General features: G+C 57.1%; 13 protein-coding genes and 2 pseudogenes. 12 read left to right on the top strand and 3 right to left on the bottom strand.

Annotation, left to right across the window (positions count from 1 at the left end):
* The first annotated feature begins 92 nt into the window (after positions 1–92).
* Positions 93–500 carry a DUF2384 domain-containing protein gene (locus AXG89_RS29995; RefSeq protein ID WP_062172844.1) on the top strand — a complete coding sequence of 136 codons (408 nt, stop codon included), beginning with the start codon at positions 93–95 and terminating at the stop codon, positions 498–500.
* Positions 497–1,018 (top strand): RES family NAD+ phosphorylase, encoded by a 522-nt coding sequence (locus AXG89_RS30000; protein WP_062172842.1) that lies wholly within the window; start codon positions 497–499, stop codon positions 1,016–1,018. The genes AXG89_RS29995 and AXG89_RS30000 overlap by 4 nt, the downstream gene beginning before the upstream one ends.
* A gap of 152 nt (positions 1,019–1,170) precedes the next feature.
* On the opposite strand, the gene AXG89_RS30005 is transcribed toward AXG89_RS30000, so the two are convergent.
* Complete coding sequence (locus AXG89_RS30005; protein WP_062172840.1) at positions 1,171–1,386, bottom strand: hypothetical protein; 216 nt, start codon at positions 1,384–1,386, stop codon at positions 1,171–1,173.
* Between the two features lie 391 nt (positions 1,387–1,777).
* Here AXG89_RS30005 and tnpA point away from each other — a divergent pair, with 391 nt between their 5' ends.
* The 7 genes and pseudogenes from tnpA (at position 1,778) to AXG89_RS30045 (ending at position 6,132) form a co-directional block, all read left to right on the top strand.
* Positions 1,778–2,200 carry an IS66 family insertion sequence element accessory protein TnpA gene (tnpA, locus tag AXG89_RS30015; protein WP_062172838.1) on the top strand — a complete coding sequence of 141 codons (423 nt, stop codon included), beginning with the start codon at positions 1,778–1,780 and terminating at the stop codon, positions 2,198–2,200.
* Positions 2,194–2,541, top strand: coding sequence for an IS66 family insertion sequence element accessory protein TnpB (gene tnpB / locus AXG89_RS30020; RefSeq protein ID WP_162916115.1), 348 nt, complete (start codon positions 2,194–2,196; stop codon positions 2,539–2,541). The genes tnpA and tnpB overlap by 7 nt, the downstream gene beginning before the upstream one ends.
* Before the next feature lie 50 nt (positions 2,542–2,591).
* Positions 2,592–4,115 carry an IS66 family transposase gene (tnpC, locus tag AXG89_RS30025; RefSeq protein ID WP_062172836.1) on the top strand — a complete coding sequence of 508 codons (1,524 nt, stop codon included), beginning with the start codon at positions 2,592–2,594 and terminating at the stop codon, positions 4,113–4,115.
* Between the two features lie 14 nt (positions 4,116–4,129).
* Positions 4,130–4,621: a hypothetical protein gene (locus AXG89_RS30030; protein WP_062172834.1), complete on the top strand. Its 492-nt coding sequence runs from the start codon at positions 4,130–4,132 to the stop codon at positions 4,619–4,621.
* Positions 4,622–4,660: 39 nt separating this feature from the next.
* A pseudogene (locus AXG89_RS30035) lies at positions 4,661–4,989 on the top strand (lactate utilisation protein LutB domain-containing protein); the annotation flags it as partial.
* Entirely contained in the window at positions 4,986–5,585 is a 600-nt protein-coding gene (locus tag AXG89_RS30040) for a LutC/YkgG family protein (protein ID WP_062172830.1), read from the top strand. The pseudogene AXG89_RS30035 and the gene AXG89_RS30040, both read left to right, overlap by 4 nt.
* A 301-nt stretch (positions 5,586–5,886) precedes the next feature.
* Positions 5,887–6,132 carry a hypothetical protein gene (locus tag AXG89_RS30045; protein WP_062172828.1) on the top strand — a complete coding sequence of 82 codons (246 nt, stop codon included), beginning with the start codon at positions 5,887–5,889 and terminating at the stop codon, positions 6,130–6,132.
* A 415-nt stretch (positions 6,133–6,547) separates the two neighbouring features.
* On the opposite strand, the pseudogene AXG89_RS30055 reads toward AXG89_RS30045, so the two are convergent.
* A pseudogene (locus AXG89_RS30055) lies at positions 6,548–7,247 on the bottom strand (IS6 family transposase).
* 258 nt (positions 7,248–7,505) lie between these two features.
* Positions 7,506–7,712, bottom strand: a complete 207-nt coding sequence (locus AXG89_RS30060) for a hypothetical protein (protein WP_062172824.1) — start codon at positions 7,710–7,712, stop codon at positions 7,506–7,508.
* 188 nt (positions 7,713–7,900) lie between these two features.
* On the opposite strand from AXG89_RS30060, the gene AXG89_RS30065 reads away from it, so the two are divergent.
* The 3 genes from AXG89_RS30065 (at position 7,901) to AXG89_RS30075 (ending at position 12,851) form a co-directional block, all read left to right on the top strand.
* A complete protein-coding gene (locus tag AXG89_RS30065; RefSeq protein ID WP_062174050.1) occupies positions 7,901–9,001 on the top strand; it encodes an IS5 family transposase in 1,101 nt (366 codons plus the stop codon).
* A 216-nt stretch (positions 9,002–9,217) separates the two neighbouring features.
* Positions 9,218–10,510 (top strand): IS701 family transposase, encoded by a 1,293-nt coding sequence (locus tag AXG89_RS30070; protein WP_062172822.1) that lies wholly within the window; start codon positions 9,218–9,220, stop codon positions 10,508–10,510.
* A gap of 664 nt (positions 10,511–11,174) precedes the next feature.
* The gene (locus tag AXG89_RS30075) at positions 11,175–12,851 is read left to right on the top strand and encodes a methyl-accepting chemotaxis protein (protein ID WP_082771580.1); all 1,677 of its coding nucleotides are present in this window, start codon (positions 11,175–11,177) and stop codon (positions 12,849–12,851) included.
* The last annotated feature ends 203 nt before the right edge of the window (positions 12,852–13,054 follow it).

Below are 13,054 nucleotides of genomic sequence, written 5' to 3' on the forward strand. Positions count from 1 at the left end.
AGGCCGTCACATGCGCGTCGCTTGTTTTCTGAAGCAACGAAACACCGGATGTTGTGCTAGTCTTGTGCATAATTAGTGCACAAGGCGATGCTATGAACTTAAATGCAGATGCAACTGTTCCCGGCGCAGACATCGGCTTTGATCGATTTATGGCGTCGTTGCGTGACCCAGACGACCCCGCACCAATTGTGTCGGCCCGTCGATTCGGCGAGGCTTTGCATATTGACTTGCAAACCCTGGCGCAGCAAGCGCACGTGCACCGCAATACGATCAGCAGGCAACCTGCGTCCGAAAGCGTACAACGGTTTCTTCGTGACGCCCTAAGGGTGATCCGCGCCGCGACTGATCTTGCAGGCGACGTCTCGAGGGCGCTTTTTTGGTACCGAAACGAACCCCTCCCGGTGTTCGACTATAAAACCGCCGAACAATTGGTGTCCGAAGGTCGGGCCGACGATATCATCCGTTTTGTTGCATCCCTCGAAGCGGGCGCGGCGGGATGATTTTTGCGAACCTGTCCGACGTGACCGTATATCGGATGCTCGTCCCAAAGTGGGCAGTCGCGCCGATGAGCGGCGCTGGAGCAGGAACGCATGGCGGTCGCGCGAATCGTGTCGGACTCAACGCGCTTTATCTGGGATTGGATCACGACACTGCCGTCAGAGAGTATCAGCAACTCTCGTCCTTGATGCCACCAGGGACGCTGGTTAGCTACAGCCTCACGGCCGCCCCTATTGTCGATTTCACCGGCGGATACGAGAGTGGCAAGTGGTCTCCTTTGTGGGAGGATTTTTATTGCGATTGGCGCCACTGCTGGTTCAATGAACGGATCGAGCCACCAAGTTGGATCATCGGCGATGAGGTCGTCTCGAGCGGCGCCAAAGGCATCCTCTTCAAATCACGACTAACACCTAACGGCAAGAATCTCGTTCTGTACACAGAGAATTTGGACGCAACAGATCGTCTCGACGTTTTCGATCCGCACAATGCACTGCCGAAAAATCAGTCGTCGTGGGGTTGAACTTCGTACAGCATCAGAACCGTCCATCGTGCGCCCTAGCCTCATATGAGTAGAGGGTAGATACCTTAACGTCGAGAGGCCTGCGGCAGTTTCAAATACCAACGCACCCCTGCCCGATTAAACCGTTGCCATGCCAGCGTCTAACAACCCACTCAGGCGCGCGAGACGAGCCTCATTCGTTCGAGGAACTGGCGACCGTAGCGCGTCAATTGCACGGTAGCTTCTAACGAATTCCGCGATATTTTTTGCTCGGCCACTTCGACGAGTCGGTACCGCCTGAGCGCCTGGACATCCAGATCGAAAGGATCGAGAAATCTGTCGCCACCGCCGAGCGACATGAGTGTTGCAAGTTCGTGATGACTCAGCATTCGATATATCCTCCATGCAATGCAGGGCAACGAGACGATCCTAACCACTCACAGAATGCATTGGTTTACCGATCGGTTTCCGTGCGTTACATCGAGAAATTTGTGTCAGCAGTTTCTGGTGACGTATTCGGGTGCCGGACACGTCGTACCGCACGATCACCGCTCGGAACAGCGCGCGGGTCCCGCCGCTCGGGCGGCCTCAGCTACGGCGCCACCTATGCTGGGCCGATCGGCGTCATCCTGGACCCAACCTTTAGTGCGCGCAAATACAGCAAGATCGTGTTCTCCTCCACGCTGAACGGCTCTTGCACCGTAAGCGTCAGCGGATCCCGTCTTGAATGCGACGTCCCGAATGTGAAGGTGATGCTTTCGTGAGAACGAGGGCAATGCGATGGAAGACGAGATCATTAAGGCTGCAACGGCGATGGGTACACGTCGCCCACGGCAAGGGGAAGCGTTCTGGGGCGAAATGGTTACCACCTGGAAGGCGAGTGGTGTGGGCGCTCGGCGGTTTTGCCGGGAACAGGGTTTGGCGGTCAGCACCTTCAGCCTGTGGCGCAAGAAGCTTTCGACCCACATCAAAGAGATTAAGCAGCCGCTCGCGATTACTGCGGATGCGGCATTCATCGTTTCCAATCTGGATGGTGAACTGGCTTCCTCAAGGCCGCTTGTTGCAACGCAAGCGGCTGATGTGTCGCCGTCGCGTGACGGTGTGACGCTATCGCTCGCTGGCGTTCGTATCGAACTGAGCGGCGTTCACGCCGAGCGCATCGTGCGCTTTGTGCTTGGCCAGCTCGGAGGTGGCCGGTGCTGATTGCCTCGGACGTTCGCGCTTACATCTGTCGCGACCCGGTCGATATGCGCAAGGCGATCGATGGGCTGTCTTATCTCGTCGAGCCGCTACTTGCTCAGAAGCCTGAATCGGGCAACCTGTTCGTCTTCGTAGCGCGAGACCGCTCCAAAGTGAAGATTCTCTATTGGGACCGGACCGGCTTCGCGCTTTGGTATAAGCGTCTCGAAAGAGGCCGTTTCCCGGCACCCTCATTGCTCGCCCAGCGCGGCTTCACGCTCGCCGAGCTCAACGCATGGCTTGAAGGCATCGAGATTCCGGCGCGAGAGCCGCACCGCACCGTGGCAGTAACGCGCGTGACGTGAGGTGCTCCAGCGCAGCGCCGAGCTTGTAAACGTGGCCTGAGTTAGGCATCATGGAACACATGCCACCCAACGCCGTCACTGTCGCGGATCTTCCCGTCGAGCCCGATGCGCTGCAAGCGTTCGCGCTCGAACAGAATCGGCTTGCACGGGTGTTGTGGGAGCAGTTGGAAATCCTCCAGCATCAGATTGCGCAGTTGAACCGTGCGCGCTTTGGCGTAAGCTCCGAGCGCCTGGCAGGCCAAGCCGAGCTGTTTGACGCCGCCACGGATATCCCGGCACCGCCAGCAGTAGACGCCGTTCCTGTAGAGAGTCACACCCGTAAAGGGCGTCCGGCGCTACCCAAGGACCTGCCACGTACACGCATCGAATACGATCTGAGCGACGAACAGAAGATGGCGTTCGATACGCTCGAACGCATTGGCGAAGAGCGTAGCGAGACGCTGCATTACGAGCCGTCCAAGCTGACCGTCATTGAGCACATCCGCTTCAAATACGTGGCGAAGAAGGACAGCGAATCGACCATCGTGACCGCAAGCGCTCAGCCCTCGCCGTTGCCTAAGAGCAATGCAAGCGCCAGCCTGCTCGCCAACGTCCTGGTCAACACCTATGTCGATCATTTGCCGTTGAATCGACAGGAAATGCGCTACGCGCGCCGTGGCGTGTACTTGCCGCGAGCTACGTTGTGCGAATGGAAGCTGGCATCGGCCGAGCTACTCTCGGTACTGCTGCCTAGCTTGCGCGCTCACCAGTTGAAGGCGCCGCGCATGCACGTGGATGACACGACGCTACCTCTGCTTGAGCGAGGGCACCCATCAACGCGCACAGCACGATTATGGGGTTATCTGGGCGCGGGCCAGCGCAACGAGAACGGCTTGTGGGTCGACCATCCGCCGGCAGTCGTGTTCGAGTTCGCCGAGTCGCGTGCTGGAGCACATCCGCTGCTGTACCTAAACGGATACAAAGGGTATCTGCAGGCTGACGCGTATAGCGGCCATGGTGCGCTATACGCGCGCGGCGATGTTATCGAGGTTGGATGTTGGGCCCATTGCCGTCGACGGTTCTTCGAAATTGCTAAGGATCAGAAGGAGCCGGGGCTCGCAGCGCAAGCCCTTCAGTGGATCGCCAAGCTATATGCGATTGAATCACGGGTCAAAGACCAGACACCAGACATCAAGCTCGCGGCACGGCAAACCGAAGCCTTGCCGGTGCTTGCACAGTTTCTTCAGTGGCTCGAGGCGAACAGCATCGGTTTGGTCCCACGAGCGCCGCTTGCCAAGGCATTCGGTTATGCGTTACGGCATTGGGAGGCGCTGATCCGGTACACGGAAAACGGCGTCCTATTGCCAGACAACAATGCTCTGGAACGCCAGATCAGGCCCATTGCCGTCGGAAGATCGAATTGGATGTTCGCAGGTTCTCCACGAGGCGCCCGGGCGGCGGCAACCATGTATTCCCTCATCGGGACGGCTCGCCTTAACGGTATCGAACCCTATGCGTGGCTCGAACGAACGCTTGAGAAACTGCCATCGTATCCCGTCAATCGCGTGCACGAACTGTTGCCGCTCGCCCGTTAAAACACCTCTACACCATGGACATTCTCGACTCGCTTCGGCAGGCGCCCAGCGCCGAGCTATATCGCCTCTATCTAGCTATCGGCAAAATGCTTGATGACCCTCGACGTATTCTCGAAATACGTCAACGCCTGCACCTGGGGATGGCCGTCAACTACGTCGGCGACAACCCGCTTGGACCGCCCGCGCAAGGCACCATAGTTGAACTTCGCCAGACACAGGCCGTGGTTCAGGACAGCGCAACTCGACGCCGTTGGGGCGTACTCTACGCAGCGATCATCCCAGGAACTTCGAATGCTCAGCCTCATGTCGAACCGAAACCACCGCCGAGAACGCAACGTGAGGAATTCTTCATCGGTGACACGGTTGGCTTCACCGACAAGCACCTGAGCGAGCGCGTCGGCATCATCGTTCGACTAAATGCGAAGACCGCCTCGATTGCCGTCAATGACACTGATGGTCACTGGCGCGTTTCGTACTCTCTACTGCGAAAGATCGTCGACATTTAGCCGCGCAACCGCCCTAACGGGTTCCGCTGACGGATACCTTGCACCAACGTGTGTCCGGTCAAAATCAACAAATCAACATCCATGAACAGATAGCCGACTGGCGCACGGTGATGTCAGAGACGCATGAGCTGCCAGTTACGAAGAAGGCGATGATGAAGGCGGCCGGGCTGCTGCTATCAAGCCCCAAGCTGTACCGGGCGGTGTTGCCGATGGCGGACAGCGCGCTGAAACACCTGCCGCGGTTCGTGATCTACAACCGCCTTAATACTTGGGGCAGAGAGCGGGAAATGCCCCCGCCGCCGTTACAAACCTTTCACCAGTGGTATCACCACAACCGGTCAGGCGACGACGGGGGAACGAAACCGTGAGCAACCGCGACGTCATACTCGCTTCTATCCGAGCGCACATGCCCAAGCTGGAACGGCCCGAGCCGGCAGTGCCGTTGTTTGACGGCAATCCGCCGCCCGATCTGCAGGACGCGTTCGGTCACATGTTGGCGAAAATGGGCGGGGAGATGTTGGTGAACGACCTTGTCGACCCTTTGGCATCCGTACAAGCCAAGCTCAAGGACGCTAAGGTGATCTGCTCCAACGTCCCGGAGATCGCCGGTAACCGCACGCTGTCGCCAGGCACACAACCAACCGACCTCGCTGATGTCGACTATGGTGTCGTCCGCGCCGTGTTCGCTGTCGCTGAAACTGGATCAATCTGCCTGACGGACCAGCAACTTACCGTGAACACCCTTGGGTACCTGCCGCAGCACCTGATCGTGCTGCTCGACCCGGCGGACATACTTCCAAACATTCACCACGCCTACCAACACCCAGAATGGCGGGATGCGAACTATGCTGTACTTCAGACCGGGCCCTCAGCCACGGCCGACATCGAGGGCGTGCTCATCCACGGCGCGCAAGGCGTACGCTCCCTTTCGGTGCTTTTGCTCGCAAGGTCACCAATCCCCTGATCGCTGCCGCTCCTCCAGCGCTTATGCAGCATCGTATATGTATTCCCCGGCGCTATATCAAGGAGATAATCCGGACCGATTCGGCGTCAAAATAAATACGCCCTTTCGACATGACCCGAACGGTACACTAATACTGTACTGAGCTTTTAAAGAGGGCCTTGTGTACTCGTAGGTTGATCCAATTGCGGCACCTCAAGGTACGAACGTTTTCGAAGTGTTGCCGCACCCGCAACAGCAGCGAACTATGTGACGATTTGACATCGAACTAAAAAGGCGGACCATGAGTGCCCAATCGATAAGAATGACCGAGCCGATTATTTCTTACGATGAGTCGCTTTGGTTCTCGGCGTACGGCTTCGGCTGGGGTTATTGTTCTTTCTCCATTCCGATCAAATCAGTTTGCGAATATCTGGGCGCGGCAAACGCAACGACGAGACAACTCATGCTCGCGTTCGAATTGAACAAACAGCGTATTTCAAAGGTTCTAGAGCAGATTGAAATTCCTGAGACAAGCGATCGAGTATCCCTAGAAGACTTCGACAATTAGGTGGGTGGCACACATGGATTGGTCGGAATATGTAACAGCTTCACGGCTGCCCCGCGGTCATCAATAATTCGTGATTAACGGGCGTCGAGTTTGTATGCGATGGTAAATCGTGCTTGCCCGAGCAATTTGCGAAAGCCGGGATGTGCTGCTGCTTCGTTTGGTGCAAGCGCCGCGAAATACGTCTGGCGCGGCCTTCGCCCGGCTTCAAAAACACGCGTGAGATGAGCATCATCGCGTTATCCACAGTTTGTATTGAAATGCCTGTGGATAACGTGCGGGACGTTGGCTTAGGTGCCTGACGAGAAACGAGTTTCTCTCAATGACTCGCTACGGGCAAATCCGGGTTCTCGCGGTAAGGCAAGCTGGTCGAGCAAATGCGATTGTTATGCATTGCTTATGAAGCAAGAGAGTAGAATTAGTTGGCGGCAGAAAGCGGCGTTTTGTTTGCGCACTTCATCTGCCCTTTCTTGATCATGTGCATGAGTTCGATGCCGCTCAGAATGACAGGTGCGCAGTCGAAGTCTTTAAACCCCAGCATCCTGCGAGTTCGACCTTTGATTGCCCAATGGTCCTGCTCGACGACGTTGTTCAAATACTTGACTTGACGAACCTTGATGGGTGTCTCACGCTCGGTGTTCACCGCATGCAATGCCGCCAAATTCGAGCCGCTTTTGTCGATGGTCACCCTCTCAGGCGAACCGTTCTGAGCGATTGCCTTTTCAAAAAACGCCTCGCAGCAACCTTGTCCCGCTTGGCTCTGAACAGAAAGTCGATCGTGTTACCCGCCTTGTCTACGGCGCGATACAGGTATTTCCACGAGCCTTTGACCTTGATATACGTCTCATCCATGCGCCAGCTCTTGCCCACTGGGCGCTTGTGCTTGCGAAACGTCTTTTCCAACAGTGGCACCAACTTAATGACCCACCGATGCACCGTTAATAATCGACACCGATGGCGCGCTCGGCCATCATTTCTTCAAGATCGCGAAGACTCAGCGAGTAGGCAACATACCATCGTACGCATAGCAGCATCAAATCTAGCGGATAATGAAGCCGCTTCGAAACCTTGGCAATGCTAGCAGCAAGGTCCGTTCGAGGTGTCGCGCTCTTCTTCATCGTGTGCCGAGGCTAGGTTAGTGCAGCCCGAACTTTACCGCACCATCGTTAATGCGACAGAACCCTTGGCGGCGCCTGCATGCCGCTTCGGTTACCACGACGATCGTGCTAAATTTTTCGATGAAATTTTCTGCAAAAGTCAGCGTGGAGAGCGTATTGGCTCTCGCTAGAGCCACTGCATCGTGACAACCAGGGGCGAGCAACGATATCCACGTTTCAGCCAGTCGCCTGCCGTTACCCAGCGCTTGCGCTAACGCCTCAACACCGCCCAGCTTGGCGGCGCTCGGAGATAGCGGTTAACTCCGCTTCAGCCGCAATTAAATGGCCGGCTTTCAGAAGAGAAAGCGCCAGTTGGCGTGATCTTTCTTCCATGTCATCTTCCGGACGAAAGTCGGCGATCGCCTCACTTATGCGCGCGGCTCGCTCAGGGTCGTTCTCCGGATGAAGCGGCGGATAGATTTTCATGCGAACGTCCTCGCGAACTAAGAATGGGCTATTTTACCTTTCTAAGCGCGAGTTATACGTGGAAAGGGATTGTTGGAAAAGCCTGCCAAGCAGGCCTAGCAGGCTGGTGAAATACCTCGTGTGGCGGTCATCCGGAACGTGGGCGTAAACGTTGAACTGATGTCATCAATGAGAACGAGATGGAACAGATGCGCGGACCGGATGGCTTTACCGAATCTATGTTCACAGTGTTGAAGCTGGATGATTTCGTGCCGAAGGACCATCCGTTGCGTCCGATTCGCACGTGGCTCAATGACGCGCTTAAACGCATGGACGATGTGTTCGCGCGGATGTATGAGGCGGACGTCAAAGGAGGCCGCCCGAGCATCGCGCCGGAGAAGCTGGTGCGCGCTCTTTTGCTGCAGGTGCTGTACTCGATTCGTAGCGAGCGCATGCTGGTAGAACAGATTTCCTACAACATGCTGTTCCGCTGGTTCGTCGGCTTGCCGATGGACGGGACCGTGTGGGACCACTCGACGTTCAGCAAGAACCGCGACCGGTTGCTCGAACACGACGTGCTGGTATTGCTCTTCAACGAGACAGTCGAGACCGCGCGCGAGCGCGGGTATCTTTCTGGCGAACACTTCAGCGTCGACGGTACGTTGATTCAGGCATGGGCCGGGCACAAGAGCTTTGTGCCCAAGGCAAGTCCAGACGATGATGACACGCCTCCTGACGAACCGCCCGCGCCGAATGACAATTGGCGCGGACGGAAACGCAGTAACGAGACGCATCAATCCACGACTGACGAGCAGGCGCGCCTGTTTCGCAAGAGCAAGGGAACTGGAGCGATGCTCTGTTATATGGGGCATGTACTGACCGACAACCGGCACGGGCTGGTGGTCAACGCACAGGTGACGCTGGCGACGGGCACCGCCGAGCGCGACGCGGCCGAGATGATGCTCGCCGATGCCGCAAGTGTTGCGCCGCTCGGCATTACGGTGGGCGCGGACAAGAACTACGACACTGCTGGCTTCGTCGCCAGCTGTCGCGCGAATTGCGTCACGCCGCATGTGGCGCAAAACGATGGACGTCCGGGAGGTTCAGCAATTGACGAGCGAACTACGCGCTGGCCGGGTTACGCGGTAAGCCAGCAAAAACGTAAGCGCATTGAGCAGGTATTCGGATGGGGCAAGACAGTTGGACGAATTCGCCAGGTCATGTATCGGGGACTTGAACGCGTAGACCAGCTCTTCGTGCTGACGCAGGTTGGCTACAACTTGACGCGTATGCGCACACTTGCGGGCTGAGGGGCAATAAGCAATGGCGTAACACCGATATCGTGAACCCGCGAGCAACGTGGAATGCCTGCAAACGTCTTCCGCGTTTCAAAAGTGCGACCCTCAGCATCCGTCGTAATGCACCCGAACGCATCAACGACCGATATTTCAGCAGCCTGCTAGTACTACTGTGTCATAAGATTCATGGCATTATAGGAGCTTCTTCATCCTTTACAAGAGGAAGCGATGGACTGGGAGACATCGTTCGATGAGTACCTGGAGCACCTATGCGACACAATTGGACATAGTGATCGCCATGCCGGCCTGGTGGGCTATTGCCAAGGGTTGATGCTGCCGATTGCGCGTAAAAGTGTCGAGCCGCTGGCAGCCCATCTCGAGCCGCATCGCGTGAGTGCGCGTCATCAGTCCCTACACCATTTCGTTTCAAAATCCGAATGGTCTGACGCCGCATTGATGGAACAGGTTCGGCGCTGGGTATTGCCGCACATGGACCCGTCAAACGGGCTGTACTGGATCATCGACGACACTGGCTTTCCAAAGAAGGGAAAGCATTCGGTGGGCGTGGCCCGGCAATACTGCGGGCAGTTGGGTAAGCCGGATAATTGCCAGGTTGCTGTGAGCTTGTCTGTAGCCACCGAGGAGGCGAGCCTACCAGTCACTTATCAACTTTACTTGCCGCGGGAATGGGCGGACGACCCGGCAAGACGGCAGCAGGCCGGTGTGCCCGATGAGATTGAGTTTGCGACCAAGCCGCAGATCGCCATCGCGCAACTGCGTGAGGCAAGGCAAAGTGGTGCGCCGAACGCAGTGGTGCTGGCTGACGCGGGTTATGGAAACGACGCAGCGTTTCGTGCCAGCGTTGGCGAACTCGGCTTGCAATACGCCGTGGGCATCCAGTCGAGCACACGCGTGTGGCCACCGGGACTTGCCCCGCTGCCGGCTGTACCCTCAACCGGCAAAGTTGGCCGACCTCGAAGCCTGCAACGCCGGGTACCGGGACATAATCCAGTCGCGGTCAAGGACCTGGCACTAGCGCTCGATCCATCTTGCTATCACACGGTTTCGTGGCGTGAAGGCACTCGTGCCGCACTAAGTTCCCGTTTTGCGGCGTTGCGCGTGCGGACCTCTCACCGTGATAATTGGCAGGCTACACCACGCGATGAAGAATGGCTGCTTATCGAATGGCCCATTGGCGAAATCGAACCGACCAAATACTGGCTTTCAACTTTGCCGGAAGAGACGGTTGTGCAACATCTCGTTCACGTTGCCAAAATGCGTTGGCGCATTGAGCGTGACTATCAGGATCTCAAGCAGGAGTTTGGCCTCGGACACTTCGAGGGGCGTGGGTGGCGGGGTTTTCATCATCACGCATCCCTATGCATTGCCGCCTACGGGTTTCTCGTCGCACAGCGCCTGAGTCAAGGCAGTAAAAAAAACTCCGAAGTCCGCAGCATACCTGCCTTACCCGCGGACTACACCCCACGCGGCTCCCCAGCGCATGCAGCGACACGTATCTGATTCGATCGCAACGCTGCGCTGGCGAATTGCTGCCCACATCTCCAAGCAACTACAGAGATGTCCGTATTGCTGTATTGCGCCACCTTGTTTTATGACACAGTAGTACTAGCAGCCGTGAAAGAGCGCGTAGAGGCCGCGCGGACTACCGGTCGTTAAGGTTGCCCTATGCATGAAGCTAATCACGACCGTTGTTGAAATTTAGGGAATATGCTGAACATTTCAAGTAGCATAACCGTTCGACTCAAAGTTCGTACAAATCGGGCCAACCCATGCCCATCATGGCACTTATGCTTCGTTAAATACGGAATATGACTTGAAGGCGAACGCCCGGGCGTTGGCTCCTACGGCGACAAAAAAAACGTCGCGAATTCTGGCGCCTTTTCTTCCCCGAATCATATCCCCCGCGGCAGTCCAGCCTAGGAGGCTGCTTAGAATGTGTCGCTTAAACGAACGCGACGAGCGAGGAATCCAGGTAGCGGGTGGGAAAAGCCTCCATGACTTCGCTAGTCACGGTGATCTGGTATGCAAGGCACCTCACTTGCGGTCTGGGGGGCGCGGAGCCAGCAACGGCCAAGCTACGGAACACTTCAGATCCGCTCATTCCTGCCGATAAGCTGTGGTCGATCCGCGTGATACAGCGCGGTCCTGTTTTACGAGCCCCTTAATGAAACTCAGCCTAAAAATTCCCCTTGCCTTTGGTGCCGCACTGTTGTTTATGTTTGCCGGCGCGCTTTACGGTATCTGTGCGCTCAACCAGTCGATTAACGCGTACGGCACTACTGTGCAGCAGAATGTTGCTAACGAGCGGATGATTTCGGCCACGCTTGTCGCGTTCAAGCTGCAGGTGCAGGAATGGAAGGATACGCTTCTTCGCGGCAAGGACCCGGCCAAACTTAACAAGTACTGGGGCGCATTTAAGACCCGCGAAAGGACTGTCGACGCGCTCGCTGCAGAATTGAAAACGAAGCTGCCCGAAGGCGACAGCCGCACGCTGATCGACAAATTCGCGGCTGCACACGTTTCGATGGGCGTGGGCTACCGCAAGGGTTTCGAAGCATACAAGGCCGCCGAATTCGATCCGTCGGCCGGCGACATGGCTGTGACAGGCGTCGACCGGGAACCCGCGGCGCTGCTCGAACAGGCTGCGAAGAAGATCGCTGCCGACAGTGCGCAAGTCGCCGAAACAGCCGCCATCGACGCGCACCATGCCACCACTATCAGCGTCGCGCTGATGCTCGCCGTGCTGGCGTTGGCAATGGTTGGAGGCTTCCTCTTTAGCCGCTCGGTTGCACGTCCGCTTGGCCGCGCGTTGGGCTGCGCACGCGCCGTTGCGACCGGCGATCTCTCGCTCGACTTCGATTCAAGCGGCAAGGACGAGATCGCGCAGTTGCTCGGCGCGCTGAAGGACATGCAATCGAGCCTTGCGCAAGTGGTCTCCAAAGTGCGTAAGAGCGCTGAAGGCGTAGCTACCGCGAGCGCTGAAATCGCGTCAGGCAATTTGAGCCTGTCGTCGCGCACCGAAGAACAGGCAGCTTCGCTGGAAGAAACAGCGGCAAGCATGGAAGAACTTACTGCCGCCGTGCGTCAGAACGCCGAAAACGCTCGTCAGGCGTCCGTGCTCGCGGACGCCGCCTCGAGCACGGCCTCCAGCGGCGGTGCCGTGATGGGAGAGGTAGTCGAAACGATGCGTAACATTGCCGAAAGTTCGATCAAGGTTGCGGAAATCATTGCGGTGATAGACGGGATCGCCTTCCAGACCAACATCCTCGCGCTTAACGCAGCGGTAGAGGCGGCACGCGCCGGCGAACAAGGTCGTGGATTTGCCGTGGTGGCATCCGAAGTGCGCATGCTCGCGCAGCGCAGCGCCGCCGCGGCAAAGGAGATCAAAGGCTTGATCGCCCAGTCCACTTGCCGCGTTGATGCGGGCTCGGCACTGGTTGCCGGCGCAGGCCAGATCATTTCCGACATCGTAGGATCTGTACAGCGGGTCACGAATATCGTCGGCGAAATTTCCTCCGCGTCGCAGGAGCAGCACATGGGCATCGAACAGGTCAATACCGCCGTCACCCAAATGGACGAAGTAACGCAACAAAACGCTGCGCTCGTGGAAGAAGCTTCGGCAGCCGCGCACGCCCTCACTGAGCAGGCCAACTCGCTACGCAATGCAGTGTTGGTGTTCAAGTTGCCTGACGAATCAAGGCCGTTCGGTGACACAACAGCGTCAGATATTCCCCGCCTGGCTGCAGGTAACGCGACAAAGTCAGGTCGGTCGCCTGCTTCGCTCAAACCGGTTGGTTTGTTGCGGCAAGGCGCAAAGGGCATAGAGCGGGTGACGTTTTGAACGGCGGATTAAGGAAATGGGAAGGCGAAGAGTTAGATCTACGGCATTCGATTTCGCAAAACCCACGCCTGTGTCGATGACCGAAAGAGAGCTATCGCCCACCTCATCGAACCGGAATCAATCTCTTCTGCAGGTGCCGAATTGACCATCGGCGCTTGTGTTTCCGGGAGAACATTAACATCGTACGTCAGAAATTCCGGGCA

Origin of the sequence: Burkholderia sp. PAMC 26561, from assembly GCF_001557535.2 — a bacterium.
Taxonomy (GTDB): domain Bacteria; phylum Pseudomonadota; class Gammaproteobacteria; order Burkholderiales; family Burkholderiaceae; genus Caballeronia.

Coding starts and splice junctions, on each gene's coding strand:
- AXG89_RS29995 (WP_062172844.1), top strand. CDS start 93: ATGAACTTAAATGCAGATGCAACTGTTCCCGGCGCAGACATCGGCTTT.
- AXG89_RS30000 (WP_062172842.1), top strand. CDS start 497: ATGATTTTTGCGAACCTGTCCGACGTGACCGTATATCGGATGCTCGTC.
- AXG89_RS30005 (WP_062172840.1), bottom strand. CDS start 1,386: ATGCTGAGTCATCACGAACTTGCAACACTCATGTCGCTCGGCGGTGGC.
- tnpA (WP_062172838.1), top strand. CDS start 1,778: ATGGAAGACGAGATCATTAAGGCTGCAACGGCGATGGGTACACGTCGC.
- tnpC (WP_062172836.1), top strand. CDS start 2,592: ATGGAACACATGCCACCCAACGCCGTCACTGTCGCGGATCTTCCCGTC.
- AXG89_RS30030 (WP_062172834.1), top strand. CDS start 4,130: ATGGACATTCTCGACTCGCTTCGGCAGGCGCCCAGCGCCGAGCTATAT.
- AXG89_RS30045 (WP_062172828.1), top strand. CDS start 5,887: ATGACCGAGCCGATTATTTCTTACGATGAGTCGCTTTGGTTCTCGGCG.
- AXG89_RS30060 (WP_062172824.1), bottom strand. CDS start 7,712: ATGAAAATCTATCCGCCGCTTCATCCGGAGAACGACCCTGAGCGAGCC.
- AXG89_RS30065 (WP_062174050.1), top strand. CDS start 7,901: ATGCGCGGACCGGATGGCTTTACCGAATCTATGTTCACAGTGTTGAAG.
- AXG89_RS30070 (WP_062172822.1), top strand. CDS start 9,218: ATGGACTGGGAGACATCGTTCGATGAGTACCTGGAGCACCTATGCGAC.
- AXG89_RS30075 (WP_082771580.1), top strand. CDS start 11,175: ATGAAACTCAGCCTAAAAATTCCCCTTGCCTTTGGTGCCGCACTGTTG.